Annotated in this window: 27 protein-coding genes; 4 read left to right on the top strand and 23 right to left on the bottom strand. The window is 70.7% G+C overall.

Annotated features, from left to right (window positions below; translation table 11 throughout):
- Positions 1-33 precede the first annotated feature (33 nt).
- From OG562_RS27800 to OG562_RS27790, 3 genes are read left to right on the top strand one after another with little or no spacing between them, the layout of a single operon-like run.
- Complete coding sequence (locus OG562_RS27800; protein ID WP_266402485.1) at positions 34-558, top strand: PadR family transcriptional regulator; 525 nt, start codon at positions 34-36, stop codon at positions 556-558.
- On the top strand, positions 555-1,244 hold the full coding sequence (locus OG562_RS27795) for an ABC transporter ATP-binding protein (protein ID WP_266402482.1): 690 nt from the start codon (positions 555-557) through the stop codon (positions 1,242-1,244). The genes OG562_RS27800 and OG562_RS27795 overlap by 4 nt, the downstream gene beginning before the upstream one ends.
- On the top strand, positions 1,241-3,589 hold the full coding sequence (locus OG562_RS27790) for an ABC transporter permease (RefSeq protein WP_266402480.1): 2,349 nt from the start codon (positions 1,241-1,243) through the stop codon (positions 3,587-3,589). The genes OG562_RS27795 and OG562_RS27790 overlap by 4 nt, the downstream gene beginning before the upstream one ends.
- A gap of 52 nt (positions 3,590-3,641) precedes the next feature.
- On the opposite strand, the gene OG562_RS27785 is transcribed toward OG562_RS27790, so the two are convergent.
- The 9 genes from OG562_RS27785 to OG562_RS27745 form a co-directional block, all read right to left on the bottom strand.
- Positions 3,642-4,070 (bottom strand): hypothetical protein, encoded by a 429-nt coding sequence (locus OG562_RS27785; RefSeq protein WP_266402478.1) that lies wholly within the window; start codon positions 4,068-4,070, stop codon positions 3,642-3,644.
- Positions 4,071-4,074: 4 nt separating this feature from the next.
- Positions 4,075-4,461: a roadblock/LC7 domain-containing protein gene (locus OG562_RS27780; protein ID WP_266402475.1), complete on the bottom strand. Its 387-nt coding sequence runs from the start codon at positions 4,459-4,461 to the stop codon at positions 4,075-4,077.
- Positions 4,462-4,580: 119 nt separating this feature from the next.
- A complete protein-coding gene (locus OG562_RS27775) occupies positions 4,581-5,474 on the bottom strand; it encodes a MarR family transcriptional regulator (protein WP_266402472.1) in 894 nt (297 codons plus the stop codon).
- Positions 5,475-5,628: 154 nt separating this feature from the next.
- Entirely contained in the window at positions 5,629-7,020 is a 1,392-nt protein-coding gene (locus tag OG562_RS27770) for an AI-2E family transporter (protein WP_266402470.1), read from the bottom strand.
- A 134-nt stretch (positions 7,021-7,154) separates the two neighbouring features.
- Complete coding sequence (locus OG562_RS27765; protein WP_266402467.1) at positions 7,155-7,871, bottom strand: transglycosylase SLT domain-containing protein; 717 nt, start codon at positions 7,869-7,871, stop codon at positions 7,155-7,157.
- Between the two features lie 105 nt (positions 7,872-7,976).
- The gene (locus tag OG562_RS27760; protein WP_266402464.1) at positions 7,977-8,651 is read right to left on the bottom strand and encodes a transglycosylase SLT domain-containing protein; all 675 of its coding nucleotides are present in this window, start codon (positions 8,649-8,651) and stop codon (positions 7,977-7,979) included.
- Between the two features lie 429 nt (positions 8,652-9,080).
- A complete protein-coding gene (locus OG562_RS27755; RefSeq protein WP_266402461.1) occupies positions 9,081-10,406 on the bottom strand; it encodes a PhoH family protein in 1,326 nt (441 codons plus the stop codon).
- Between the two features lie 350 nt (positions 10,407-10,756).
- Complete coding sequence (locus OG562_RS27750) at positions 10,757-11,530, bottom strand: isoprenyl transferase (RefSeq protein ID WP_266402459.1); 774 nt, start codon at positions 11,528-11,530, stop codon at positions 10,757-10,759.
- 750 nt (positions 11,531-12,280) lie between these two features.
- Positions 12,281-13,072: a class I SAM-dependent methyltransferase gene (locus OG562_RS27745; protein ID WP_266402457.1), complete on the bottom strand. Its 792-nt coding sequence runs from the start codon at positions 13,070-13,072 to the stop codon at positions 12,281-12,283.
- Positions 13,073-13,269: 197 nt separating this feature from the next.
- Here OG562_RS27745 and OG562_RS27740 point away from each other — a divergent pair, with 197 nt between their 5' ends.
- A complete protein-coding gene (locus OG562_RS27740) occupies positions 13,270-13,647 on the top strand; it encodes a DUF192 domain-containing protein (RefSeq protein ID WP_266402456.1) in 378 nt (125 codons plus the stop codon).
- A gap of 3 nt (positions 13,648-13,650) precedes the next feature.
- Here the strand turns inward: OG562_RS27740 and OG562_RS27735 are convergent, their stop codons facing one another.
- The 14 genes from OG562_RS27735 to OG562_RS27670 form a co-directional block, all read right to left on the bottom strand.
- Positions 13,651-14,274, bottom strand: a complete 624-nt coding sequence (locus OG562_RS27735; protein ID WP_266402453.1) for an OmpA family protein — start codon at positions 14,272-14,274, stop codon at positions 13,651-13,653.
- An 8-nt stretch (positions 14,275-14,282) separates the two neighbouring features.
- Positions 14,283-14,864: a hypothetical protein gene (locus tag OG562_RS27730; RefSeq protein ID WP_266402451.1), complete on the bottom strand. Its 582-nt coding sequence runs from the start codon at positions 14,862-14,864 to the stop codon at positions 14,283-14,285.
- A 34-nt stretch (positions 14,865-14,898) separates the two neighbouring features.
- Positions 14,899-15,555 carry a pilus assembly protein TadG-related protein gene (locus tag OG562_RS27725; protein ID WP_266409579.1) on the bottom strand — a complete coding sequence of 219 codons (657 nt, stop codon included), beginning with the start codon at positions 15,553-15,555 and terminating at the stop codon, positions 14,899-14,901.
- A gap of 5 nt (positions 15,556-15,560) precedes the next feature.
- Positions 15,561-15,797 carry a hypothetical protein gene (locus OG562_RS27720; RefSeq protein WP_266402450.1) on the bottom strand — a complete coding sequence of 79 codons (237 nt, stop codon included), beginning with the start codon at positions 15,795-15,797 and terminating at the stop codon, positions 15,561-15,563.
- A 108-nt stretch (positions 15,798-15,905) separates the two neighbouring features.
- On the bottom strand, positions 15,906-16,718 hold the full coding sequence (locus tag OG562_RS27715; RefSeq protein WP_266402448.1) for a response regulator transcription factor: 813 nt from the start codon (positions 16,716-16,718) through the stop codon (positions 15,906-15,908).
- Positions 16,719-16,753: 35 nt separating this feature from the next.
- Complete coding sequence (locus OG562_RS27710) at positions 16,754-17,980, bottom strand: sensor histidine kinase (protein ID WP_266409578.1); 1,227 nt, start codon at positions 17,978-17,980, stop codon at positions 16,754-16,756.
- 221 nt (positions 17,981-18,201) lie between these two features.
- On the bottom strand, positions 18,202-19,089 hold the full coding sequence (locus OG562_RS27705) for a DUF5936 domain-containing protein (protein ID WP_266402446.1): 888 nt from the start codon (positions 19,087-19,089) through the stop codon (positions 18,202-18,204).
- Positions 19,090-19,118: 29 nt separating this feature from the next.
- Positions 19,119-20,063, bottom strand: a complete 945-nt coding sequence (locus OG562_RS27700) for a type II secretion system F family protein (protein WP_266402443.1) — start codon at positions 20,061-20,063, stop codon at positions 19,119-19,121.
- 45 nt (positions 20,064-20,108) lie between these two features.
- Positions 20,109-21,446, bottom strand: a complete 1,338-nt coding sequence (locus OG562_RS27695; RefSeq protein WP_266402440.1) for a CpaF family protein — start codon at positions 21,444-21,446, stop codon at positions 20,109-20,111.
- 17 nt (positions 21,447-21,463) lie between these two features.
- Positions 21,464-21,823, bottom strand: a complete 360-nt coding sequence (locus tag OG562_RS27690; protein ID WP_266402438.1) for a TadE/TadG family type IV pilus assembly protein — start codon at positions 21,821-21,823, stop codon at positions 21,464-21,466.
- Between the two features lies 1 nt (position 21,824).
- The gene (locus OG562_RS27685) at positions 21,825-22,205 is read right to left on the bottom strand and encodes a TadE family protein (protein ID WP_266409576.1); all 381 of its coding nucleotides are present in this window, start codon (positions 22,203-22,205) and stop codon (positions 21,825-21,827) included.
- Positions 22,206-22,273: 68 nt separating this feature from the next.
- Complete coding sequence (locus tag OG562_RS27680; protein WP_266402435.1) at positions 22,274-23,530, bottom strand: AAA family ATPase; 1,257 nt, start codon at positions 23,528-23,530, stop codon at positions 22,274-22,276.
- Positions 23,531-23,543: 13 nt separating this feature from the next.
- Positions 23,544-24,251 (bottom strand): Flp pilus assembly protein CpaB, encoded by a 708-nt coding sequence (gene cpaB / locus OG562_RS27675; RefSeq protein WP_266402433.1) that lies wholly within the window; start codon positions 24,249-24,251, stop codon positions 23,544-23,546.
- Between the two features lie 75 nt (positions 24,252-24,326).
- Entirely contained in the window at positions 24,327-25,241 is a 915-nt protein-coding gene (locus tag OG562_RS27670) for a hypothetical protein (RefSeq protein ID WP_266402432.1), read from the bottom strand.
- Positions 25,242-25,308 lie beyond the last annotated feature (67 nt).

The following is a 25,308-nucleotide window of genomic DNA, read 5'->3' as shown; positions in this document are numbered from 1 at the left end:
CACCGGGTATACACCGCATGTACAGTCCTCTCCATGTCCATCGGTCACACCCTCCTGGGACTCCTGGAGTCCGGGCCCCGCCACGGTTACGACCTCAAGCGGGCCTTCGACGAGAAGTTCGGTCACGACCGGCCGCTGCACTACGGCCAGGTCTACTCGACGATGTCGCGGCTGCTGAAGCACGGGCTCGTCGAGGTCGACGGCATCGAGGCCGGCGGCGGTCCCGAGCGCAAGCGGTACGCCATCACCGACGCCGGTGTCACCGACGTGGAACGGTGGCTCGGCACGCCCGAGAAGCCCGAGCCGTACCTTCAGTCCACGCTGTACACCAAGATCGTCCTCGCGCTGCTCACCCACCGCGACGCGGCCGACATCCTCGACACCCAGCGCGCCGAGCATCTGCGCAGCATGCGCATCCTCACCGATCGCAAGCGCAAGGGCGACCTCGCCGACCAGCTGATCTGCGACCACGCACTGTTCCACCTCGAGGCCGACCTGCGCTGGCTGGAGCTGGCCGCCGCGCGTCTCGACAAGCTGAAGGCGCAGGTGACGGCATGACCGCTCCCGAGGGATCCCTGCTCACCGCCGAGGACCTGCACAAGGCGTACGGCCCGACGCTCGCGCTGGACGGCGCCGAGTTCTCCATCCACGCCGGCGAGGTCGTCGCCGTGATGGGCCCGTCCGGGTCCGGCAAGTCGACGCTGCTGCACTGTCTCGCCGGCATCGTGACGCCCGACTCGGGCTCGATCCTGTACAACGGCCAGGACCTCGCGACGATGAGCGACGCCGGGCGCAGTGCGCTGCGGCGCTCGGAGTTCGGGTTCGTGTTCCAGTTCGGGCAGCTCGTGCCGGAGCTGACCTGCGTGGAGAACGTGGCGCTGCCGCTGCGGCTGAACGGCGCCCCGCGCAAGCAGGCCGAGCGGACCGCGCTCGGCTGGATGGAGCGGCTGGAGGTCGACGACCTCGCCAAGAAGCGGCCCGGCGAGGTGTCCGGCGGCCAGGGGCAGCGGGTGGCCGTGGCGCGTTCGCTCGTCACCAGCCCGCGGGTCGTCTTCGCCGACGAGCCGACCGGCGCGCTGGACTCGCTCAACGGCGAGCGCGTGATGGAGCTGCTCACCGAGGCGGCCCGCTCGGCCAACGCGGCCGTGGTGCTGGTGACGCACGAGGCGCGGGTGGCCGCCTACTCCGACCGCGAGATCGTCGTACGGGACGGCAAGTCGCGCGACATGGAGCGCGTCGTATGAGCGTGCGCCAGTGGTCCCAGGACCTGGGGATGGGGATCCGGTTCGCCTTCGCGGGCGGGCGGGAGGGATGGGTCCGGGCGGTGCTGACCGCGCTCGGCGTCGGGCTCGGGGTGGCGCTGCTGCTGCTGTCGACCGCGCTGCCGAACGCCCTCGCGGTGCGGCACGAACGCGAACAGGCCCGGATGGACTACTCGTTCACGGAAAAGCCGGTGCCGAAGGCCGACGACACCGTGCTGGTCGCCCACGCCGACACGACGTTCCGCGAGCAGGACGTACGCGGCCGGCTGGTGGAGCCCGAGGGGACGCACGCCCCGCTGCCGCCCGGCGTGAACGCCTACCCGGCCAAGGGCGAGATGCTGGTCTCGCCCGCCCTGAAGAAGCTGCTCGCCTCCGACGGGGCAGGGCTGCTGCGGGAGCGGCTGCCGTACCGGATCGTCGGGAGCATCGGGGAGAGCGGGCTCATCGGCTCGCACGAACTCGCCTACTACGCGGGCGCCTCCGGACTCGCCCCGCGCATCAACGGCTTCGGCGTGTCCCGGCTGACGAAGTTCGGGGACCCGAATCCGACGCCCGAGGCCACCGACCCGGTGCTGGTGCTGCTGAACATCGTGGTGATCGTGATGCTGCTGATGCCGGTGGCCGTGTTCATCGCGGCGGCCGTGCGGTTCGGCGGCGAGCGGCGCGACCGCAGGCTGGCCGCACTGCGCCTGGTGGGTGCCGACGGCCGGATGACCCGCCGCATCGCGGCGGGCGAGGCGCTGGCCGGCGCCCTGCTCGGCCTGGTCATCGGCACCGGCTTCTTCCTGGTCGGACGTCAGGTGGCGGGCTCCGTCGAGATGCTCGGCATCAGCGTGTGGCCCAGCTACCTCAACCCCTCCCCCGCACTGGCCGCGCTGGTGGCGGTGGCGGTGCCGGCGTCCGCCGTCCTCGTCACCCTCCTCTCGCTGCGCGGTGTGGTGATCGAACCGCTCGGCGTGGTGCGCGCGGCGAAGCCCGCCCGGCGCCGGCTGTGGTGGCGGCTGCTGCTGCCGGTGGGCGGCCTCGCGATGCTCTACCCGATGATCGGCCAGGGCCGTGAGAACGGCGACTTCAACCAGTACCTGGTGGTCGGCGGCGTCCTGCTGCTCCTCGTCGGGGTCACCGCACTGCTGCCCTGGCTGGTGGAGGCGCTCGTCGCCCGGCTCGGCTCCGGCGGCGTCGCCTGGCAACTGGCGGTACGGCGGCTGCAGTTGAGCAGCGGCACGGCGGCCCGGATGGTCAACGGCATCGCCGTGGCGGTGGCCGGGGCCATCGCGCTGCAGATGCTGTTCGCCGGTGTGGACAGCGACTACACCCAGGCGACGACCGACCAGGACGTCCGGCGGGCGCAGATGCAGGTGCAGGTGCCGCAGGGCGCTCCGATGGCCACGACCGTCAAGGCGTTCCAGGAGACCAAGGGCGTCCGCAAGGTCACGGCGCTGTGGGAGGAGTACCTAGGCGACGTCACCTGGACGAACGAGGACGGCCCGACCCTGTCCGACTCGCTGGCCATGGGCGACTGCATGACCCTGCGCGAGGTCGCGAAGCTGCCTTCCTGCAAGGACGGCGACATCTTCGTCCTCGACGGCTACGACGGGTACTCCGGGGACGCAACAAAGATGAACGAGCCCGGCAAGAAGCTGTACATGTCGTCGTCCTCCTACTCCCAACGCGGCCACGAGGTCGTCTGGACCGTCCCGGCCGGCATCAAGCAGGCCCACTCGATCGACGACCCGACCGGCAACCGGCGCAGCGGCTTCCTGATGACGCCGGGCGCGATGCCGAAGGACGCCGAGAAGATCCTCTCCGGCCAGCTGTACCTCTCGATCGACCAGTCCGTGCCCGACGCCTTCGACTACGCCCGCAACACCGCGGCGCGGGTGGACCCGCAGGCCGACCCGATGATGTGGGCGTCCAGCCGGGAGGCCGCCCGGTTCACCTCCCTGCGCACCGGCCTGCTCGTCGGCTCCGCCGCCGTGCTGGCGCTGATCGGGGCGAGTCTGCTGGTGTCGCAGCTGGAGCAGTTGCGCGAGCGCCGCAAGCTGCTGTCGTCGCTGGTCGCCTTCGGCACCCGGCGCCGCACGCTGGGCCTGTCGGTGCTGTGGCAGACGGCGATCCCGATCGTGCTGGGCCTGCTGCTGGCCTCGGCGGTGGGCATCACGCTGGGCGCGGTGCTGCTGAAGATGACGGGCACGTCGGTGAGCGTTGACTGGGCGAGCGTGCTGTCGATGGTCGGCATCGGCGGGGCGGTGGTCCTGGTGGTGACGCTGCTGAGCCTGCCCCCGCTGCTGCGGCTGCTGCGGCCGGACGGGCTGCGCACGGAGTAGCGACCGACCGACCCCGAAGGGCCCCTCGCCTGCGCGAGGGGCCCTTCGCCGTTCACAGCTGGTACTCCTTCACCACCCTGCGCACCTGGGCGAACAGCATGCCGACGTTGACGGACTTGCGGCAGACGACCACCGCGACGACGTCCTGCTGCTCGGTCATCCTCACGAACAGGTGAGTGAGGTTCTCGCTGTTGACGAGGATCTCCTGGAAGAAGTGGTTGTCGCTCGCGATCCCGCGGCGCTCCTTGAAGACGTCCTCGATCATCACGACCGTACGGCCCTGGAACAGGTCGAGGGTCGCGCCCGCCAGCAGGTCGAGGACCTCGGGCGGGTGGTTGTCGACGGTCTCGTAGGAGAGCAGCATGCCGGTGGACATGTCGACGACGCCGGAGGCGACGCAGTCGGGTGCGTCCGTGCGCAGTGACTTGACCAGGCCCATCACCTGGTCGGAGAAACCGGGGGTCATACGTTTCGTCGCCATCCCTTCAGACTCCTTCGGCGGCTTTCTGGGTGAGGATCCGGTCGATCCGGCGCAGGGCGGGCTGGGTCGCCGTGTGCAGGCGCTCCACGTCCATGCCCTCGTCGCCGAGTACGACCATCAGCGCGCTGTCGCCGACCGCGTAGAACGCGGCGCAGCCGTGACTGCCGTAGGCCACCGTGCGGTGCAGGGCGCCGCGGGCGGTCGCCGCGGCGGTGCGTCGGGCGAGGCCGAGGCCGGCCGCGGCGAGGGCGGCGAGGCCCTCCGGGTCGATGGCGTCGGCGGTGTCGGCGGCGATGAGCAGTCCGTCGGCCGCCGCCACCGCCGTGTCGGTGATACCGCTCACCTGCTCACGCAGGCCGCGCATCTCCCGCGCGAGGGCTTTGTGGTCCATCAATGCAACTCCCCTAACGGATCTCTATTCGTCTATTCGGTCTTCACGCGTCTTCATGAGCCTTCGTTCTTCTTCGTTCGCCTTCGTTCGTCTTCAGTCGCTTCACTCGCCTGTTTCGCCTATTTCGCCGTGGGATTCCGTAGGCGGAAGAACTCCTTCCAGCCGGGGCCGTTCCGTTCCGGTGTGAGGGCCTCGTTGATGCCGCTGGCGCCGGGGAGGCGGCGGGGCAGGGCGGCCGGTTCCGCAGCCGGCGCGGGCGGCGGCGGGGGCGGCGGGGCGGGTTCGCGGGGGCGGACCCCGTGTCCGTCGGGCGGCAGCCGGACCGGGATCGGGGCGGGCGCGCCCGCGCACTCCAGGAGCCCCTCGCCGAGCATCCGCGCCACCTCGACGGTGACGGTGTAGACCCCGCGCCCGGTGCGGAAGGCGAGGTCGCGGGCGGTGCGCCGGCCGTCGGCGTGGGTGAGCAGCTCGCGCTGGAGGGCGCTCAGCCGGGCGGCGGCGTAGGAGAGGGAGGCGGGCACGGGACGTTCCCGCTCCGGACGTACGGGGTAGGGCAGCGCCAGCAGCGCGCCCAGCTTGCGGGACGCCTCCTGGAGCAGCCGGGTGGGCGGTTCGCCGACGGCGATCGAGGCGGGCGGCGGACCGGGCGCCGGACCGCGTTCGCAGCCGTCGACGCTGCCCGCGACGACTGCGAACACGGCGTCCTGGAGGGCCATCGCGCAGACCACCCGGAGTTGGGCGGCCCCCGCGTAGCCGTGGGCGATCAGCCCGGCGGCGGGCCAGCGCGAGCCGCCGGACTCGCGCACCAGGGCCGCCCACTCCTCGCCGGCGATCCGCCCGGAGCGCAGCAGCAGGGCCTCGGGTGCGGGCGCGCCGGGCGATTCGACGGCGACGACCAGCCCGCCCGCCAGATGGAAGGAGCCGCCGGGCGAGCCGGACACGCGCACTTCCCCGGTGAAGCCGTCACGCCCGCACGCGGCCAGGTCGCGTGCCAGCAGCTCGTAGCCCGACATCACTCCCCTTGCCCTGTCGTACATACGCCTGACGCGTAGCACTGAGGGGGGAATTTCTATCAGCCCGGGCGCATATTCCAGACGGGGATTCCCTACCTGCCCCCACCTGACGGAAGTTGTTCCTCAGGGGAAGTCAAATCGCGTTGTCCGGCGCTCATTTGACCGAATCGGTGGAGTCGGTGGAGGGGATGGAGTCGGCGGATTCGGTGGAGTGCCGGTCCGTCGGCGCCGACACCGGGGCCACGTGCGCCGCCGTGGCGCCCCGCGGCTGCGGGGACTGCCGTAGCGCCTGTTCGCGTGAGTAGGTGTTCAGATAGCCGACCACCGTGTTCGTCACGGCCACCAGGGGTACGGCGACGATCGCGCCGCCGATGCCGGCCACCATGCCGCCCGCCGCGACCGAGAGGACCACCGCGAGCGGGTGGACCCGTACCGCCCGGCCGAGGATGAAGGGCTGGAGGATGTGCCCCTCGATCTGCTGCACCGCCAGCACGACCGCGAGGGACATCACGGCGGTGAACACGCCCTGCGTGACCAGCGCGACCACCACGGCCAGCGCGCCGGAGGCGACCGCGCCGACCAGCGGGATGAAGGAGAACAGGAAGATGAAGACGGCGAGCGGCACGGCCATCGGCACATCGAGGAAGTAGATGCCGAGGCCGATGAAGATGGCGTCGATGAGGGCCACTATCACCGTGCCGCGGACGTACGCCGTGAGCGTCGCCCAGGCCCGCGGGCCCGCGCCCGCCACGCCCGGCCGGGCCGCGGCGGGGACCAGCTTGAGCGTCCACTCCCAGATGCGCTTGCCGTCGTAGAGCAGGAAGAGCGTGGAGAAGAACGCCAGCAGGATGCCGGTGAGCGCCTCGACGACGACCGTGACGCCCTCCAGGCCCGCGGAGGTGATCGAGTCGGTGTTGGTGCCGACCGCCTCGCGCAGGTTCTTGGCGATGCCGTTGATCTGCTTGTCGGTGACGTGGAAGGGGCTGTTGAGCAGCCAGCGGCGCAGGTCGTCGATGCCGTCCTGGACCTGGTCGGAGAGGTTGTCGATGTTCTCCATGACCTGCCAGGTCACGAACCAGCCCATCAGGCCGATGACGACGAACCCGAGGATGGCCGTCAGCGCGGTCGCCAGCCCGCCGGGCACGCCCGCGCGCTTCAGCCGGGTGACGGTGGGCTCGAGCAGCGCGGTGAGCAACAGTGCGACCACGAAGGCCAGGACGACCAGTTGGACGGCGCTGATGACCCTCATCAGGACCCAGACGGTCCCGGCCAGCACCAGCAGCCGCCAGCCCGCCTCGGCGGCGACCCTGACCCCCCACGGCACGGCGTGCGCGGGATCGGACCGCGGCCCGGGCGGCGGCCCGGCGGGCGGGGGCTCCTCCTCGACGGGCGGCGCCACGGCGGTGTCGGGCGGGTCCGGTACGGGGTCGGCGTCGACGCCCTCCCGGCCCTCCCGCTCGACCTCGGCACGGCGTTCGTCCAGCCGCTCACCCATCTCGGTCAGACCGGCGCCGAGCCGGCCGAGCCACCCTGGCACTCGCGACATGATCCGTCCTCTTCCCCCGTCCGTCCCCACCACTCCCCTGGAGTGCCTCGGCTAAGACCGTACAGGGCTGAAGCCCCTCCCCTGAGGACGGGGAGGGGCTGCACAGGGTTGAGCGTGAGGGCGGTTTCGGCCGACTAGTAGGAGCCGTTGGCCTGCCAGAAGGCCCAGGCGTCGCAGGGGCTGCCGTACCGGCTGTCCATGTAGCTGAGGCCCCACTTGATCTGGGTGGCCGGGTTGGTGCGCCAGTCGGCGCCGGCGGACGACATCTTCGAGCCGGGATAGGCCTGGACGAGGCCGTAGGCGCCGGAAGAGGGGTTGACCGCCCGGTAGTTCCAGGTGGACTCGTGGTTCACGATGTTGCTGAAGCACTGGAACTGGCTGCTGGGCACCATCTGGCGTGCGATGGCCTGCACCTCGGCGACGGTGTACGACGCCTGCTGGGGGAAGCTTCCGCTGGTCGAGGTCGTCTCGACGGCGGAGTCGACCTCGGCCTTGGCCGCGTCGGCGGCGGCCTTGGCCGCCTTGTCGGCCTTCTCCTTGGCCGCCGCGGCCTTCTGCTTGGCCACCGCGTCCTTGGCGGCCTGCACCCGGGCGGCTTCCTCCGCCGACTTCTTGGCGGTGGTGTCCGCGGCGATGGCCTGGGTGGTGGCCTGCTGGGTCAGCGAGGCCGACTGCACCTGGACCTGCTGGCCTACGGGTAAGTCGGCGAGAAGGGTGGAGTCGCCCGCCGTCGCCTCCGCGTCGTCGCCGGGCTGCCCGGGATTGGCCTGGGCCACTCCCATGACGGCGCCGACGGTGGTGACCGCGGTGGCCGAGACCACGGCGAATCCCCGGACCGATATCCGACTCACACGGTTTCCTTCTGTCGTGACGTCAGCCTGCGGCGACATCAGCGGAAAGAGCGTAAAGGGCGCACGTGGTGGGGGGATGCGCCGAGCGGCCGAGGGCCGCACGGGCTAGTACCAGTGGTTGGCCTGCCAGAACGACCAGGCCTCACAGGGGCTGCCGTACCGGCTGTCCATGTAGTTCAGGCCCCACTTGATCTGGGTGGCCGGGTTGGTCTGCCAGTCGGAGCCGGCGGAGGCGTACTTGCCGGCGGGCAGGGCCTGGAAGAGTCCGTAGGCGCCGGAGGAGGCGTTGACGGCGTGGTAGTTCCAGCTGGACTCGTGGTCCACGATGTTGCTGAAGCACTGGAACTGGCCGCTCGGCACCATCTGCGCGGCCATGGCCTGGATCTGCGCGACCGTGTAGGAGCTCTGGATCGGGAAGTCGCCCGCGCTGCGGCTGGCCTTGGCCTTCGCCTCGGCGCGGTCCTTGGCCGCCTTCTCGGCGGCCTCCTTCTTCGCGACGGCGGTCTCGGCGGCGGCCTTGCGGGCCGCTTCCTCGGCGTCCTTCTTGGCGCCCTCGTCCGCGGCGATGGCCTGGTAGCTGGCCTGCTGCGTCAGGGAAGCCGTCTGCACCTGGGCCTGCTGGCCCACGGGTATGTCGGCGAGGAGCGTCGCGTCGCTGGCCGTCGCTTCTGCGTCGTTGGGCTGCGCAACGCTGCCCGAGGCAACGCCGACGACGCTTCCGACGGCGGTGACCGCCGTGGCCGAGGCCACTGCGAATCCCCGGACCGAGATCCGGCTCACACGGTTTTCCTTCCAGCATCGCCCGCTTCGGTGACCCTGGCGGACGCAATCGTGCCCCTGAACACTGGTCTCCGAACTGCGGGGTCACAGGAGACACGGGCCCGGTGGGCAGCTCCCGGAAGGGGAGCGCCGCGTGGTGCTCGGGCGGCATACGACGGTCGCTATGGAGTTGGCGGTGGTGCTCAAGTGATGCCATACCGCTGGGGGTACAGAAGTGCCGTATGCGGGGCCTGACAGGAGTGAGACTCTGCCGTAACCGGACGGCGGGAGGCAATTCAGAGTTGCGTGTGAAAGCTCACACCTCTCGGGACCCCGGGGATTTCGCGAAACCTCTACATACGTCGGCGCCGCCCGGCTAGGCTCACTGCCTTTGCCGGGCGACGCCGCACGTCAACTGACGCGCAAAGCATATGAACTTGGGCGGTCAGGTCAGATCTGCCCGTCCTCCAGCATTTCCGTCACAAGCGCCGCGATCTGGGACCTCTCGGACCTGGTGAGCGTGACGTGCGCGAAAAGCGGATGCCCCTTCAGTTTCTCGACGACGGCGACGACGCCGTCGTAGCGGCCGACCCGCAGATTGTCCCTTTGCGCCACATCATGGGTCAGAACGACCCGGGAATTCGCGCCGATTCGCGACAGAACGGTCAGCAGGACGTTCCGTTCGAGGGACTGGGCCTCGTCCACGATCACGAAGGCGTCGTGGAGGGAGCGGCCGCGGATGTGGGTGAGCGGGAGGACCTCCAGCATGCCGCGGGCGGTGACCTCCTCGATGACCTCCCGCGAGGTGACCGCCGACAGCGTGTCGAAGACCGCCTGTGCCCAGGGGCCCATCTTGTCGGCCTCGGAACCGGGCAGATAGCCCAGTTCCTGTCCGCCCACCGCGTACAGCGGCCGGAAGACCATCACCTTCTGGTGCTGGCGGCGCTCCAGGACCGCCTCCAGACCCGCGCACAGCGCGAGCGCCGACTTGCCGGTGCCGGCCCGGCCGCCCATCGACAGGATGCCGATGTCCGGGTCGAGCAGCATGTCGAGCGCGATGCGCTGCTCGGCGCTGCGGCCCTTGATGCCGAAGGCCTCCCGATCGCCGCGCACCAGACGGACGTTGCCGTCGGCGGTGACCCGGCCCAGGGCCTTGCCGCGCTCCGACTGGATGGTCAGACCGGTGTGCACGGGAAGGTCGGCGACCTCGGGCACATAGGCGTGCCCCTCCTCGAAGAGGATGTCCACCTGCTCGCCGGACAGGGTCAGTTCGGACATTCCGGTCCAGCCGGAGGAGCCCGTGATGGCGAGCTCGGCCCGGTACTCCTCGGCGAGGAGGCCGACCGAGGACGCCTTGATCCTGAGCGGAAGGTCCTTCGACACCACGGTGACGTCGAATCCCTCGGCCTGCAGATTGCGGGCGACCGCGAGGATGCGGGAGTCGTTGTCCCCCAGGCGGTAGCCGGAAGGCAGCACACTGGGGTCCGAGTGGTTGAGCTCGACACGGACGGTCCCGCCCAGTTCGCCGATCGGGATGGGGGCGTCGAGGCGACCGAACTTCACCCGGTAGTCGTCCAGCAGGCGCAGGGCCTGCCGGGCGAAGTAGCCGAGTTCGGGATGGTGCCGCTTCGCCTCCAGCTCCGTGACCACGACGATCGGGAGCACTACCTCGTGCTCGTCGAAGCGGGTCAGGGCGTTCGGGTCGGCCAGCAGGACGCTGGTGTCGAGAACATAGGTGCGCCGGTCTGGCATACGGCGCTTTGTGCTGGTCACCACGGAAGGACGTACCCCCTCGGATGAGGTCGGGGAGCGACGGAGTGGAGCTGGACCGGTCGTCGGCCGCCCTGCACGGGCCGAGAACCGGCCCCCCGCTGCTTCTTCCGTGCCGTGACCGCACGGTCGGGCTGGTGCAAAAGGGCCTCCCGGGCGGACGGCCCCGTGCCGCCCGCTGAGATCCGACACCCGTGGTTCGGGCGTCGACCTGCTTGGCTTATGCCCTCGAACATGCGCCGCCATGCCACGGCATATGACGGCGCGCCGGTGAACTCCTTGTTACTTCCGTCCCAGCGGCCGTCCGGACAGCCGCCTCACCAGCCGTCTCGCCGGCCGCGCCGGGGGTACGCGGTTCAGCCGCCGTAGCGGCGGTGGCGGGCCGCGTAGTCGCGCAGGGCGCGCAGGAAGTCGACCTTGCGGAAGGCCGGCCAGAAGACCTCGCAGAAGTAGTACTCCGCATGGGCCGTCTGCCACAGCATGAAACCGGACAGCCGCTGCTCGCCGCTGGTGCGGATCACCAGGTCGGGATCGGGCTGGGCGCCGGTGTAGAGGTGGCGGCCGATCTTGTCGACGGTGACGGAGTCGGCAAGGTCCTCCATGGAGGCGCCCTTGTCGGCGGCGTCCACGATCATCGCGCGCACCGCGTCGGCGATCTCCTGCCGACCGCCGTACCCGATGGCGACGTTGACCAGTATCCCGTCGACGTGGGCGGTGCCCTCCTCGGCCTCCTTCAGCGCGGTCTGCACATGGGAGGGGAGGATGTCGGGCGTGCCGACGTGGTGGACGCGCCAGCGGCCGTCGGCGGCGAGGGTGCGCACGACGTCCTCGATGATGCCGAGGAGCGGGACGAGTTCGTCCTGGGGGCGGTCGAGGTTGTCCGTCGACAGCAGCCAGAGGGTGACGACCTCGACGTCCGTCTCGGTGCACCAGCCGAGGAACTCCTCGATCTTCTCGGCGCCCGCCCGGTGACCGTGTTCGGTGGTGGAACCCGCGGCCTTCGCCCAGCGTCGGTTCCCGTCCATGATGACGCCGATGTGCTTGGGCACCTGAGCGTGGTCCAGGTGGCCTTCCACCCGGCGTGCGTACAGCCTGACCAGAAGGCCGCGCAGCTTGTCGCGCAGGTTCACGTGATTGTCAGCCCCTCCGTACGGTGGCGGTCCCCGCGGGCCGAAGCCTACCCCCGCGGGGCCGGGGCCCTGCGACAGGGGTGAGACGGGGCCGAGTTGGGGCGGGGGCGGGGAGCCGGGTGCGAAACGGCGGGGAGCCGGGCACAAAAAAACGGGCCGGTCCGTGGGGGGGAGACGGACCGGCCCGAGGGGGGGAGCTCCACCATAACCCTTCGTGAGTGATGCTGCGCGCATCAGCGCGCGAAAACTACTCTCCGGAGTCGCCCGGCGACGCGGCGGTGGCCGCCAGAGGTGTTGTTCATGGGTTAAACATGGCCGGAACACAGCGGATTCCCAGGAGGATGGGGCCGTTTACCGAGGGAAGTGGGGTTTTTGCGGCGACTTCGCTAGAGGTCGGCCACTTGTCCGGCCGTCCCTCCGACGGGCTAACCCACCCATGAACGCCGCCTTGACGCGGACGCACCGCGCAGCCCCCTCCACCGCGCGGTGACGCCCGCGCAGCTTTGCTCACGCGAATTCCTCGCCTGTGAACTTACGCGAGCTCGACCAGGGATGTGAACGGCTCGGGATAACGATGTGGAAACCCCATGGAGAGGGTGGTGGTTCCGGGGTTTCTAAGGGATCTAGGGGATATAAGGCGGGAGTCATACGGAATGCCCTTTTCGTATCCGCCCGGACGCTGGGCCTCCGCCCGGCGGTTCGAGGAGCGGTTCCCGGCCAATCCCGCCGCGATCAGCTGTCGCGGCGGCTCTACCGTCGGCGGGCCTCGAAGAGATGCCGGGCGCTGTGGGCGACGAAGGGGCCCTCGGCCTCGATCTGTTCGTGCAGGGCGCGCAGCCGGGGCCGGTACGCGGCCACGGTGAAGCCCGGCACCATCCACACCACCTTGCGCAGGAAGTGGACGACGGCGGCGACGTCGTGGAACTCGACCCGCAGGCGTTCCGCCCGCAGGTCCACGACCTCCAGGCCCGCCGCCTCGGCGTCGGCGCGCTCGCGGTCGGGATGCCGGGCGCTGCTCCCCGCCTCCGGCTGCGGCCCGAGGAAGTACTCGACGAGCTCGAAGACGCTGCGCGGACCGACGTGCTGCGCGAAGTACGTACCGCCGGGTCGCAGGACGCGGGTGATCTCGCCCCACAGGGGACGTACGGGGTGCCTGCTGGCGACGAGGTCGAAGGCCCCGTCCGCGAAGGGCAGCGGGGCGTCCTCCGGAGACGCGACGACCGCGACGCCCCGCGGCCGCAGCAACGCCGTCGCCTTGGCCACGTTCGCCGGCCACCCTTCGGTCGCGACCACGAGACCGGGGGCCTCGGGCGCGACCCGGCCGAGGGCGAAGTCCAGGACCTCCCCTCCCCCGGTCTGCACATCGAGCACGGCACTCCCCCCGGCCAGCCGCCCGGCCAGGGACACCGCATACCCCCAGGTCGGCCGCGCCTCACTGGCTCGCCCCTCGAACCACGAGAAGTCCCACCCGTCCGTGGGCACGGCGGCCCCCTCGGCGAGCAGCTCTTCGAACGTGGGGCGTCTGGTGCCGTCGTCCTTCATGGCGCGATCGTGGCAGAGGAGGGTGTGGGGTGTCGCGGGGTTTCCGGGACGGTGCAACGCGGCGGTTCGACGCCGTAGGTGAAGGTGTGGGTCCCGGCGAGGTGGAGCGGGGTCGGCGTCGCCTCGGTGTGCGGGAAGAGGGGTTGAGGGCAGTCTCGTTCACGGGATCAGAGCAGTGGAGCAGAGGGGAGTCGGGGATGACACGGCGGCGCTGGAGTGACGGGCGGGGGGAGCTTCTGGTGGGCGGCGAGGGGGGCCTGCGGCTTCCGTTGGAGGTCGCGACCTCGTACCGGGCGCGGACCAAGGGGCTGCTCGGGCGGGACCGCGTCGACGGGGCGATGCTGCTGTCGCCCGCGGGCAGCGTCCACACCTTTCGGATGCGGATTCCGATCGACGTCGCCTACCTCGACCGCCGCCTCACCGTCATCGCCGTGCGCACCATGCGGCCGGGGCGGCTGGGGCTGCCTCGGCTGCGGTCCCGGCATGTGCTGGAGGCGGGGGCGGGGGCCTTGGAGGAGTGGGGGGTGCGGGTGGGGGTACGGGTGGAGGTCGTCGTTCAGGGCAAGGGGAGGTGAGGGTCAGCTCACTGTGCGGGGGAAGGTGACCTCCACTCGGCGGTTCTTCTTGCGGCCGGCCTCGGTCGAGTTGTCGGCGATCGGGTACTGCTCGCCGTAACCGCGTACCTCGAAGGTGATGTTCGGGTCGTTCAGGTCGCCCGCGAGTTCGGCCTGGACGGCGTCCGCGCGCTGCTTGGACAGGACGTCGCCGTGGGCCGAGGAGCCCAGGTCGTCCGTGAAGCCGAAGACACGGATCAGGTTGGTGTTCTGCTTCTTGATCTCCTCCGCGATCGTGGCGATACGGGCCTTCGCCTGCGCGCCGAGTTTCGCGCTGTTCTTGCTGAAGAGGACCTCCGCCTGGAGCGCGAAGGTCACGTCCGCGTTGGTGTCCTCACGGCGCTCGTCACCGGACTCGTCCTCCACGACCTGCTTGATGTCCAGCACCTTGGGCTCGGCGAGGGTCCCGCCCTCCGGGAGCTTGAGGTCCGGGTCGTTCGGGTCGACCTCGACGGGGGCGGTGGCGGTGGGTTCGGTGCCCGGGGGCACGCTCGGGGTGTCGTCGGCGTGGGCCGAGGGCAGCACGGCGAGGTTCGCGGCGACCAGAAGCGTCACGGTGGTGACGGCGAGGGTGAGACGAGGGGTCATGACCGGCCTCACCCGGAGATCTTGATGACCGCGCTGGGGAACAGCGGGAGTTGGAAGGTGACGTCGGTGGTGCTCGTCGGCGGCGCGGGGAACTGCAGGAAGACGTCGATCGATTCGCCGGCCTTGAGCGTGGAGAAGCCTGTGGTGGTGAGGGGGCGGCCGTCTGTGTCGCGGAGGACGTAGTAGCGTTTTTTGCCCTTGGAGTCGATGAGGGTGGCTCCGCCGAGAGATCTCCCGTTGTTCATGATCTCGGTCTCGTTGCCGCTCAACTCCAGTGGAATGACCGCTACTTCACCGCCGTCGTTCTTCAGCTCACCGTTCACCGTCACGAAACCGCCTGAATCGCGAACGGCAGAGGCGATCTGGAGAAGCAGCCCGCTCGGCCCCTTCATCTCGGCCAACGGCTCGTCGGACTGTCCCTCCTGCGTGTCCGGCTGCGATCCAGTCGCCTTGGAGGCGGAAGGCGAACTCTGGGGCTTCTTGTCGTCGCCACCGCCACCTCCGCAGGCGGTCGCGCCGAGTGCCAGCCCGGCCACGACGGCCAGCGCGACCATCCCCCTACGGGCTTCCGCCGTGAACCGCATGCTCATCACTCCGCTTCCTTCTCCACTCGTCGTTCGCTCGTCAGCCTGTGGCCAGGTGGACGTCGAAGAGGTCTTCGGGGCCGGGCAGATCGGTGAGATCGGCCGGGTCCAGGTCCCAGATCCTCCCGTCCTTGCAGGTGAGCCTCGGCAGCACGACGTCCTGGGGGTCATCAGGATCTTCGGGGTCACCCGGATCCTCGGGCTCGCCGGTGTTCCCCGGGTCGCCGGACTCCTCTGGCGCAGGCTCGAACGTGCACAGCGACTCGATCACGGCAGTGGCGGAGGCGTGTGCCTGCGTGACGCTCGTGGCAGGGATCACGGACTTCCCCGCCGACTTGTTCGCCTGGACGGTGACGTCATAGCGCAGGCCGATGCGGTCGCACCGGACATCGCCCGCGTCGTTCAGCGCCGCGAGCCGGGCCGCCTCCCCGCACTCGGTCGTCGCTCCGACGCCGTCGAAGATGTCCTGCCATTGCGTCGGGTCGAGGACGTCCAGCGTCCACCGGTCGGCGAGTCGGTCCCTGGTCTCCTGGGCCGCCGCCAGCGCCGCCGCGTCGGCGGCCGTCTGCGCGCCGTTGCGGTTCACCGCGGCCTGCCCGACCGCGAAGTACGCGAACGCGAGAAAGAGCAGGCCCGCCACCACCGTGATGTAGATGGGGAAGACCTGCCCTGCGTCGCCGTGCGTGCGCTTGCGCAGTCGTGTCAGGGAGCCACCTTGGCGATCTGAGCGGTGAGCTTGTTGACGATGGTCGCGCCCAGGTTCGTGTTCGCGATCAGCACCACGATCGCCACCACCACCGCGATGATGCCCAGATACTCGACCGCGGTCTGCCCCTTGTCGTCGCCCGCGCGGCGGCGTACGGCGTCCACTGTCGTGTTCTTCCAGCCGCTCACCCGGACCTTGGCCGCGACGGCGGTCTTCAGCAGCAGGTCGCTCATGGCGTTCCTCTCCGTTCGTGGCGTGACCGGCACCGTACGTCACGAAGGTCGCCTCGGCAGAGGGTCCGTGGGCCCAATCCCGGGCCCAGTGGAGGGTTCGGCGGCGTTTCATGAAGTCACCGCCGTGCCGAGCCACTTCGCGGCCGCCTCGGAACGACTGCTGCTGTGCAGTTTGGCGAAGATGCGGTTGATGTGGTTCTTGACCGTCTTCTCGCTGATGAAACAGGTGGCGGCGATCTGCTGGTTGTTCATCCCCGACGCGATGAGGTCCATGATCTCCGCCTCCCTCGCGCTGAGTGGGAACCCCGCCCTGTGTTGCCTTGCCCTGTGTTCAGACGACGACTGTCCCATATTCGGTTGCAACTGCGAAAGCGGTTTCGAAGAAGTCAAAGGAAATAGGGGTGTTGCATCCGTTTCTCTGTGTGCAGTCGCATCGCTCTGGATATGCGCCAGCACCGCCGTCGCCGCGGCCGGAGTGAAGTGCGCCCGGCCTCGGGTGATGTCCCGCACCGCGGACGCCAACTCCTCGACGCTGAACTCCCCGTGGACGAGGTAGCCCCCCGCCCCCCGGCGCAGGGCCTCCTGGACGATCTCCGACTCATGGCTGTAGGTGAGCATCACCACCCGGGCGATCCGCACCAGGTGGGGCAGGGCCGACAGGCCGTCCACGACGGGCATGCGGACGTCCAGGAGGACGACGTCGGGGCGGTGACGCAGGGCGGCCTCGTAGGCTTCGCGGCCGTCGGCCGCCTCCGCGACGACCGTGATGTCCTCACGGCCGGAGAGCAGGGCGGTCAGGCCCGCGCGGACCACGGGGTTGTCGTCGGCCACGACCACGCGGACGGGCACGGGCCGGGGCAGTTCGGGGAACGGCGGGAAGGGCGGCTGCGCAGCGCCGGGGTGGGGCGGTCGGTCCGGCATCGAGCGGCCTCCTCTCGTGGGGTGGGGGGAGCCGCTCATGGGGTGAGGGCCGTTGGGGTGAGGGTCGTGAGGGGGAGTTCCAGGCGCACCGCGGTGCCCCGGTCGTGGTCGCCGGGGTCGATCCGGATGCGGGCCCCGACCGAGGCGGCCCGCTCCACCATGCCGACCAGGCCGAAGTGGCCGGTGCGGCGCAGCTGTTCGAGGGTGGTGCCGGGCGGCAGGCCGCGTCCGTCGTCGTGGACGGTGAGGGTGAGGACTTCGCCCTGTACGGCCGCCCTTACCTCCACCTGGGTCGGGGCCGCGTGGCGGTGGGCGTTCTCCATGGCCTCGGCGGTGATCGTGAGGAGCTGACGGGCCACGGCGGACGGTACGGGGAGCGTCGTACGGTCGCCTGTGAGGCGGCAGGCGGTGGGCAGACCGGTGCGGGTGCCGAAGTCCTCGGCACGGGCGGCCAGTTCGGGCAGCACGTCGATGCCGTCGCCGTCGCCGTTGCCGTACCCCTGCGCAGGGTCGCTCTCGCGGCGCAGGTCGGTGAGGAGTTCGCGGGACTCGGCGGCGGCGCGGCGCGCGGCGCGGGCGACCAGTTCCGCGTGTTGCCGTACGCGGGCCGGGTCCATGTCCGGTGAGCTCGCCGAGCGGGCCAGGGCGTCCGCGGCGAGGGCCACGCCGTGCAGGGTCTTGGCCACGGAGTCGTGCATCTCGCGGGCCAGTCGGGCGCGTTCTGCGGCGACCGCCTCGGTGGCGGCGAGACGGGCCTTGACCGTGGTCAGGGCCTGGGTGGCCGAGCCGAAGCGGAGCATGAGGTTGCGCAGGGTGGAGCCCACCGCGCCGGTGATCAGGCAGAGGCCGGGCAGGAGCAGCCGTTCGGCGAGGCTCGCGTGCGACTCCTGCCTCAGGGTCGCGTAGACCAGCAGCAGGATCAGCGACTGGAGGGAGGCGAAGCAGGCCGCGCCCCGCCAGCCGTAGACGATGCCGGCGAGGAGCGGGGTGCAGACGCTGACGTAGGCGAGGGTGGTGTCGGGGCCCGCGGAGATCAGCAGCAGGGTGCCGAAGAGGGTGTCGGCGGCCAGGAGGGTGGGGTGGCACAGGAGGAGGGGGCCGAAGCGTTCCCAGTCGCGGAAGAGGACGTAGGAGCCCATGAAGGTGACGACCACGGCCGCGCCGACCAGGCGGACGCCGAGGCCCGGGGAGGCGTTGAGGAGGGCGGCCGGGGCGGCCACGGCGATCATGGCCAGCCGGAAGCCGAAGACCTGACGGCACATCGCCTGCAGGGCGTTGACCTGGAGGGGGATGGGGGTCGGGGGCACGGAGGACGTACGCGGGAACCTCAGCAGACCCTTGCGAATCAGCGACCTCCCGCGCCTCCGCCTGGTCGCCGTAGTCGTAGTCGTAGTCGTAGTCGTAGTCGTAGTCGTAGTCGTCGCCGTAGCCGTCACCGTGGTCATCGCCGTGCTCATCGCCCTCACCCCTCCCGCCCCCGCCCCTACCCGCCCGTGATCGAGCTGAAGTCCGTGCCGGAGCCGAGCAGCATGCCCGCGCCCAGGAGGAGCATCGTCGCCGGGACCATGAACGTCGTGATCATCAGCGTGGCCTTGGGGACCGCGCGGGCCGCCTTGCGGCGGGCGTTCTGCGCGTCCGTACGGCGCATGTCCTTGGCGATCGCGACCAGCGTGTCGACGATCGGCGCGCCGAGTTCCTCGCCCTGCTGGAGCGCCGTGACGAACATGGCGACCTGCTCGGAGTCGTTGCGGCGGCGCAGTTCCTCGAAGGCCTCGCGGCGGCTGACGCCGAGGTCCATCTGGCGGAGCGTGATGCGGATCTCGTCCGCCCACGGGCCCTCGTACTTGGAGGCCACGCGGTCGAGGGCCTGGCGGAAGCCGAGGCCCGCGCTGACCACCACGGCGAGGACGTCCAGGAAGTCCGGCAGGGTCCGTTCGATGGCGTCCTTGCGGACCCGGATCGCGGACCAGATGCCGACCTCGGACCAGAACGCGCCGAAGGCGAGCATGAGGAGGGCGACGAAGAAGCTGCCCTGGAGCAGGGCGGCCAGGGCTCCGAAGCCGCCGATCGCGCCGTACACGGCGCGCCGGGCCGCGTAGCGGTCGATGGTCAGGCCGCCCGGGTTGCCGGCGAGGTCGATCCGGCGGCGGTACCTGGCGACCTGTTTGGGGCCCATCAGCCGCAGGACGGCGGGGGCGTAGCGCATGCCCAGGCGGTCGACGAGCGAGCCGACGGCGCTGGTGCGGGTCGCGCCGACCTCCAGGGCCAGCGCCAGGTCGGCGGGGAGTTTGACGTCGGCCCGGTACATGCGGATGCCGGCGAAGGCTCCCCAGACGCTCAGCCCCATGACGAGTGCGAGCAGAAGTTCCATGGTCCCTCCTCCCCTCTCCCTCTTGCGATTCAGACGTCGATGCGGGACATGCGGCGGATGAGGACGAAGCCGACGGCGTACAGGGCGAAGGCGACGATCACGCAGGCCTGGCCGACGGGCGAGCCCGTCATGCGGTCGAGCGTGCCGTCCTCGACGCTGTTCATCAGGAACAGCGCGCCCACCCCCAGCGCGGGCACCGCGTACGACGTCATGTTGACCTGCGACAACTGCGTCCGCACCTCACGTCGGGTCTCCTTGCGCTCCTCCAGCGTGTCCGTCAGGTTCCGTAGGGCTCCGACGACCTGGCCGCCCGCCCGGTTGGAGAGGACGAGGGTGGTGACGAGGACGACGAGTTCACGGGAGGGAAGGCGGTCGGCGAGTTCGCCCAGCGCGTCGTCCATGGACTGGCCGACGGCCAACTGGTTGGCGACCTTGGCCAGTTCCTCGCCGGCCGGGGCCTCCAGCTCCTCCGCCGCCATGCCGATCGCGGTGCGCAGGGCGAGGCCGGCGTGGGTGGCGTTGGCCAGGATGCGGGCCAGTTCGGGGAGTTGGTTGATGAACTTCTCGATGCGTTTCTGGCGTTGCCAGTTGAGGAACTGCCAGGCCGCCCAGACGCCGAGGAGGCCGGCCAGCGGGCCGAAGAAGGGGGCCAGGGTGGCCTGGCCGACCAGCCAGAGGCCGGCCACGGTCGTCAGCATGTAGACGAGGAACTCGCCGGGCGTCACGTCCAACCCCGTGGCCACCAGCCGCAGTTCGAGCTTGCGTCCCGCCTTCGTACGGCGCAGTCGGCGATCCAGGTTGCGGAAGCGGCGCCGGCGGCCGGTGAGCGGCAGCTGGCCGGTGTACGACAGCCGGTCCACCAGGTCGGCGCGCTGGGCCTGGCCCTTGGCATAGGTGTGCAGGCCGATGACGGCCAGGGCGCAGGTCAGCAGCGTCACGCCGGTGGTGAGGGCGATCAGGCTGTCGAGGTCCATGGGTGGCGTCCTGTCTGTCCTGCCCGGAAAAGGCCCTGCCGGGCCCTATCGGGCTTCCCTGGTCGTGAGTTCGTGTGCCGCGTGCGCCACTCCGAACGCCTGCGGGATCGGCTGGCTGGCCATGTAGAGCCGGTCGGCGGTGCGGCGCGGGAGGGGGAAGTACTCGAAGGCGCCGTAGATACGGCCGTCGGCGGCCATCGGCTGGGCGTTGAAGCGGGAGATCGTCGCCAGCCGGTACGGCTCGCCGCCGTGGCTGTCGAGGAGGGCTATCTCGGTGATCCGGCGGGCGCCGTCGGCGAACCGGGTGAGCTGGACGATGACGTCGACGGCGCTGTTGATCTGGTCGTGGAGGGCGACGAAGGGGATCTCGACGTCGGACATGGACGCCAGGGTCTGCAACCGCATCAGCGCGTCCTCGGCGCTGTTGGCGTGGACGGTCGCCAGGGAGCCGTCGTGGCCCGTCGACATGGCCTGGAGCATGTCGAGGGACTCGCCGCCGCGGACCTCGCCGACCACGATCCGGTCGGGGCGCATCCGCAGCGAGTTGCGGACCAGGTCGCGGATGGTGATGCGGCCGCTGCCCTCGACGTTCGGGGGACGGGACTCCAGACGGATCACGTGCGACTGCTGGAGCTGGAGCTCGGCGGAGTCCTCGATGGTGATGATGCGTTCGCCGTCCGGGATCAGTCCCGACAGCGCGTTCAGCAAGGTGGTCTTGCCGGTGCCGGTCGCGCCCGAGACGATCACGTTGAACTTCGCCTGCACCAGGCCCGCCAGCAGATACAGCATCTGCTCGTCCAGCGAGCCGAAGCCGATCAGCTCATGGAGCGTGAAGGAGCGCGGGAAGCGGCGGATGGTGAGGGTGGGGCCGGTGAGGGAGAGCGGCGGGATGATGACGTTGACGCGCTCGCCGGACGGGAGTCGGGCGTCGACCATCGGGTTCGTCTCGTCGACGCGGCGGTTGACGGTGGAGACGATGCGTTCGATGGTCTGCATCAGCTGGTCGTTGGAGGCGAAGCGGATCGGCAACTGCTCGACGCGGCCCGCCCGTTCGACGAAGATCGCGTCCGGCCCGTTGACCATGATCTCGGTGATCGACGCGTCTTCGAGCAGCGGCTCCAGGATGCCCAGGCCGAGGGCCTCGTCGACCACCCGCCGGATCAGCTGCGAGCGTTCCCCCGTCGACAGCACCGGGCCCTCGCGGCTGATGATGTGCCCCAGCACCCGCTCGAGCCGGGCCCGGCGCTCGGCCGCCGCCAGCGAGCTCATCTCGGCGAGGTCGATCTCCTCCAGCAGCTTGGCGCGGTAGGAGGAGACCAGGTGGCCGTCCTCGCCCCGGTTGCCGTTCTCCTCGGGGGAGGTGATGCGTGCCCGAAGGCTCATGGGTTCGCCGCCTTCCTTCAGTGGTCGACCGGCATGGTGGCCGTCTTGTGGGCCTGGCCGAAGTTCCCGATGCCGGGGATGACGGACGGGATGGTGACGGTGGAGGTGACCCGCACCTCGTCGCCCAGATACGCGGACGAGCAGCTCGCCGCCAGCCAACTGCTCACCGCCCGCTGGCAGTCCCCCGCATAGTCCTCCCGCAGGGACGCGCTGCGCGCCCCCGCCCGCGCCGCCGTCCCCGCCTGCTGCGCCGCGTACGCGATCACCCCGAGCTGTACGGCGGCCAGCGCGACCAGCAGCAGGATCGGCAGGAAGCCCAGGTACTCCAGGGCGACCTGCCCCCGGTCCCGGCCGCCGCGACGGCGTTGGTACGACATCTCAGTCGTCCTCTTCCTCGACGGCGCCCGCGTGTCCGTGCACCGTGAACGGGAAGTCGATGAGCCCCGGGAAGAGGACGGGGACCCGGAGGGAGACGTCCGCCGTCACATACCCGGACCCCGAGCAGCTCACGGTGGCCCCGGAGCGCCACGCCTCCGACAGCTTGTCCTTGCCCGCCTGCTCGCACACTGCCTGTCGCTCCCCCCGGTGCGCCGCCGTTCCCGCACGCACCGCCTCGTCGGCAGCATTCCCCGCGAGCGTGAACGTGTACCCCACGAGCACGAACTGCCACACCACCGTCAAGGTCACGATGATCAGCGGTGTCATGCCGAGGAGTTCGACGGTGACCTGACCCCGGTCACCGCGCGTCGGCCGCCGCATACGACTCAGACATCCCGCACGGCTCAGACATCTCATATGGCTCAGATATCTCATACGGCTCATACGGCTCACTCCCTCCGCCGCCGGAACCCGGCCGCTCCCCGGTCCCCGCCGCGCGCCCGTCCGCCGCCCCGGCGTTCGAGAGCGGTTTCCGGCGCTTTCACCAGGCCCAACTCCCCCGCCAGCGCCCACAGAGCCTGGCGGACGGCGCCCTTGCCGTCGAGGGCGTGGACGCGGCCGGCGTCCACCGCGGCCTGGAGTTCACGGAAGTTGGCGGGGACCGTGGTCGCGGCGAGGGCGGTGCCGGTGATCTTCTGGATGAGCGGGGGCTGGATCTCCGTACCGCGCGTGTGGCGGTTGACGACGACGGTCGTCTCCTCGGCCTTGCGGATCTGGAGCCGGTCCCACATGCGGACGGTGCGTTTGGCGCCGCGGACGGCGACCACGTCGGGGGTGGTGACCAGGAGCGCGCGGTCGGCCATCTCCACGGCGGCCGCGCCGGCCCCGCTGAGCTGGGCGCCGCAGTCGACGACGACGACCTCGTAGCGGGAGCGCAGGGCGCTGACGATCTGGCGGGCGGCGCGGTCGGTGACCTCCTCGCCGCGTTCGCCCTCGGCGGGGGCCAGCAGCAGGGCCACGCCGGTGTCGTGGCGGAAGACGGCCTCGGCGAGGATGCGGGGCGAGATGTCGGTGATGGCGGCGAGGTCGACGACCGAGCGGCGGAACTGGACGTCCAGGTAGGAGGCGACGTCGCCGGCCTGGAGGTCGAGGTCGACCAGAGCGGTGGGGCGGCCCGACGCCTGGGCGGCGAGGGCGAGTTGGACGGCGGTGAGAGTGGTGCCGACGCCCCCCTTGGCGCCGCTGACGGTGACGACCGTGCCGCCGACCCCGGTGAACACCTCGGCGCCGTGGCCGAGATGACGTCGTACGCCGACCGACCACTGGGCGACCGCCTGGACGCGGCTGGCGAGGTCCTCGTAGCTCAGCGGCAGGGCGACCAGGCCGCGGGCGCCCGAGTCCATGGCGGCGGCGAACAGACCTGGTCCCGCGTCGGTGGTGACGAGGATGACGCCTACCGCGGGGAAGCGCAGGGCGACCTCGCGGACCAGCTCCAACGCCGGTACGGGGCCGATGCGTTCATGGACGATCACGACCTCGGGGAGTTCGTCGACGGACTCGGCGGCGAGGTGGGCGAGGGTGTCCACGAGCTGGGTGGAGTCGGTGACCGGGGCGACCGGCTCGGCGTCGGGGAGCTGGCTGAGCAGGGTGGTGAGGGCGCGGACCGCGTCCGCGTCGCCGACGGCCGGGAGGATCCTCGTGGGCATGGGCGGCGGCCTCTCACTTGTCCGTGACGAGTTCGTACGTACGGTCCTGTTCGGGGACCGTGGTGTCGCCGCCGGGTGCGACGAGGGCGAGGCGGACGCGTTTGGCGAAGGACTCGGCGTAGGTGATGCGCTGGGCGTCGAGGGTGGACAGCGCGAAGGTGATGGGGACGGCGTCCGTGGGCGACTGGCTCCGGTCGTTCGCGTCGGGTTCGAGGGCGGTCAGCTCGCCGACGTCGAGGACCCGGGCGTTCGTCACGATGATCTTCGACTGGTCGGGGTCGCTCTCACGGGCGCCCTCGAACGTGGCGTAGACGTTGACCGTGGAGCCCGGGGTGATCTTGCCGGCCACGCCGGTGGCCGCGTCGATCATGATGGCGACCTCCTGCTCCCCTGGTTTGAGGGCGGGCTGGTCGACGATCATGTCGCTCTGCAGCAGGGAGCCCTTGCGCAGCGTCGTCACGGCGATCTTGCCGCGGATCGCGGAGAGATCGGTCACCGCGTTCTCCGACAGCCAGCGCTCGGGCATCTCGATCTTCTTGAACTGGCCCGCACCGAGGGCGGTGTAGGGCGCCACGTCGGAACGCACCTCGTAAGCGGTCACCTCGGGGCCGACCTTGGACTTCACGTCGTCGACGACGGAGAGGACGCCGGCGAACGCGCCGAGGGCGCACACGACCGACAGGAGCAGGAGAAGCACGCCGCGGCGCTGACGGGAGTTCATGAACCGTGCAACCTCGTTGGGGGTCGGGTCGAGCGGGACAGGCAGGCGGAGCGAGTACCCATGGGACGGGGGGCTTCAGTCGCCCGCGGTGAGCGCGCGGGCCGAGTGGGCGGAGTGGGCCGGGCCGGCGGAGCGGGCCGGGCCGATGGCTCGGACGGCGGGTTCGGAGGCGGGCGGCGGGGTGGCGGAGCAGAAGACGCAGCGGTCGCCGATGACGTCGATGCCGCACCAGTGGCAGACGCTCTGCCGTACGGAGGCGACCAGTTGGTAGAGGACCGAGAGGTCGGGCAGATAGGAGCAGAACTCGATCAGCTTGCCGGTGCCCCACCAGTCGGCGGACTCGGCGGGCAGTTCCGTCTCGCGCAGGCCCTGGGTCCGCCAGGCGGGGGCGAGGGTCCCGGTCACCCAGTCGGACTGGAGCTGCCCCCGGCCGACCAGCATCCAGGTGCCGAACTCCGGGCCGGGCAGGGTGACATCGGGGGCGGCCTTCACCAACTGGGGCTGAGGATGGGCGAGCACGGCGAACTGGCCGCCGGGCACCCATGACCTGGCGTGCGACTTCAGTCCGACGACGGGGACGCGGTCGAGGCGGGCGACCGAGCCGAGCAGCGCGCCGGCGTGGAGGTAGTGGGTGAGCAGCCGGCCGGCCGAGGCGAGCACGCCGGGGCCGAGGTCGCAGGAGGCGAGCTGGCGCAACTGACGGGCGAGGACAGCGACTCCGAGCGGGGGCAGCTCCGGCCGGAACAGGGCGATGCGGTCGCTCTCCAGGAGGGAACGGATGGTGTGCAGCCGTTGCTCCACGGCGACCGGGGCGCCGCGCGAGTACACGACGATCACATGCCCGTGCTGTTCGACGAGCGTCTGGACGGCGGCGAGGGCCTCGTCGAGCGGGCGGCGGTCGAGGTCGGCGAGGACGGCCGCGGGCAGGGTGCGTTCGTCCTGCGGCGGCAGCGCCAGGTCGGCGCCGGTCACGGCAATGGCAGTTGGCACGCGCAGCTCCCCGATTCCCGCGGTCCCGGTGCATCGGCGTTACTCCGGTGCACCGGGGTGACTTCAT

The sequence above is a fragment of the Streptomyces sp. NBC_01275 genome (assembly GCF_026340655.1).
Classification (GTDB): domain Bacteria; phylum Actinomycetota; class Actinomycetes; order Streptomycetales; family Streptomycetaceae; genus Streptomyces.
This window is presented reverse-complemented; position numbering and strand designations above follow the sequence as displayed.

What these genes read in the sequence shown, in the direction of transcription:
- OG562_RS27795 (WP_266402482.1), top strand. Translation starts at nt 555, where the DNA reads ATGACCGCTCCCGAGGGATCCCTGCTCACCGCCGAGGACCTGCACAAG.
- OG562_RS27710 (WP_266409578.1), bottom strand. Translation starts at nt 17,980, where the DNA reads ATGTGCCGTCAGGTCTTCGGCTTCCGGCTGGCCATGATCGCCGTGGCC.
- OG562_RS27740 (WP_266402456.1), top strand. Translation starts at nt 13,270, where the DNA reads ATGACACGGCGGCGCTGGAGTGACGGGCGGGGGGAGCTTCTGGTGGGC.
- OG562_RS27780 (WP_266402475.1), bottom strand. Translation starts at nt 4,461, where the DNA reads ATGGACCACAAAGCCCTCGCGCGGGAGATGCGCGGCCTGCGTGAGCAG.
- OG562_RS27735 (WP_266402453.1), bottom strand. Translation starts at nt 14,274, where the DNA reads ATGACCCCTCGTCTCACCCTCGCCGTCACCACCGTGACGCTTCTGGTC.
- OG562_RS27770 (WP_266402470.1), bottom strand. Translation starts at nt 7,020, where the DNA reads ATGTCGCGAGTGCCAGGGTGGCTCGGCCGGCTCGGCGCCGGTCTGACC.
- OG562_RS27730 (WP_266402451.1), bottom strand. Translation starts at nt 14,864, where the DNA reads ATGAGCATGCGGTTCACGGCGGAAGCCCGTAGGGGGATGGTCGCGCTG.
- OG562_RS27700 (WP_266402443.1), bottom strand. Translation starts at nt 20,063, where the DNA reads ATGGACCTCGACAGCCTGATCGCCCTCACCACCGGCGTGACGCTGCTG.
- OG562_RS27690 (WP_266402438.1), bottom strand. Translation starts at nt 21,823, where the DNA reads ATGTCGTACCAACGCCGTCGCGGCGGCCGGGACCGGGGGCAGGTCGCC.
- OG562_RS27705 (WP_266402446.1), bottom strand. Translation starts at nt 19,089, where the DNA reads ATGGAACTTCTGCTCGCACTCGTCATGGGGCTGAGCGTCTGGGGAGCC.
- OG562_RS27745 (WP_266402457.1), bottom strand. Translation starts at nt 13,072, where the DNA reads ATGAAGGACGACGGCACCAGACGCCCCACGTTCGAAGAGCTGCTCGCC.
- OG562_RS27800 (WP_266402485.1), top strand. Translation starts at nt 34, where the DNA reads ATGTCCATCGGTCACACCCTCCTGGGACTCCTGGAGTCCGGGCCCCGC.
- OG562_RS27715 (WP_266402448.1), bottom strand. Translation starts at nt 16,718, where the DNA reads ATGCCGGACCGACCGCCCCACCCCGGCGCTGCGCAGCCGCCCTTCCCG.
- OG562_RS27720 (WP_266402450.1), bottom strand. Translation starts at nt 15,797, where the DNA reads ATGAGCGACCTGCTGCTGAAGACCGCCGTCGCGGCCAAGGTCCGGGTG.
- cpaB (WP_266402433.1), bottom strand. Translation starts at nt 24,251, where the DNA reads ATGAACTCCCGTCAGCGCCGCGGCGTGCTTCTCCTGCTCCTGTCGGTC.
- OG562_RS27790 (WP_266402480.1), top strand. Translation starts at nt 1,241, where the DNA reads ATGAGCGTGCGCCAGTGGTCCCAGGACCTGGGGATGGGGATCCGGTTC.
- OG562_RS27785 (WP_266402478.1), bottom strand. Translation starts at nt 4,070, where the DNA reads ATGGCGACGAAACGTATGACCCCCGGTTTCTCCGACCAGGTGATGGGC.
- OG562_RS27695 (WP_266402440.1), bottom strand. Translation starts at nt 21,446, where the DNA reads ATGAGCCTTCGGGCACGCATCACCTCCCCCGAGGAGAACGGCAACCGG.
- OG562_RS27680 (WP_266402435.1), bottom strand. Translation starts at nt 23,530, where the DNA reads ATGCCCACGAGGATCCTCCCGGCCGTCGGCGACGCGGACGCGGTCCGC.
- OG562_RS27775 (WP_266402472.1), bottom strand. Translation starts at nt 5,474, where the DNA reads ATGTCGGGCTACGAGCTGCTGGCACGCGACCTGGCCGCGTGCGGGCGT.
- OG562_RS27685 (WP_266409576.1), bottom strand. Translation starts at nt 22,205, where the DNA reads ATGCGGCGGCCGACGCGCGGTGACCGGGGTCAGGTCACCGTCGAACTC.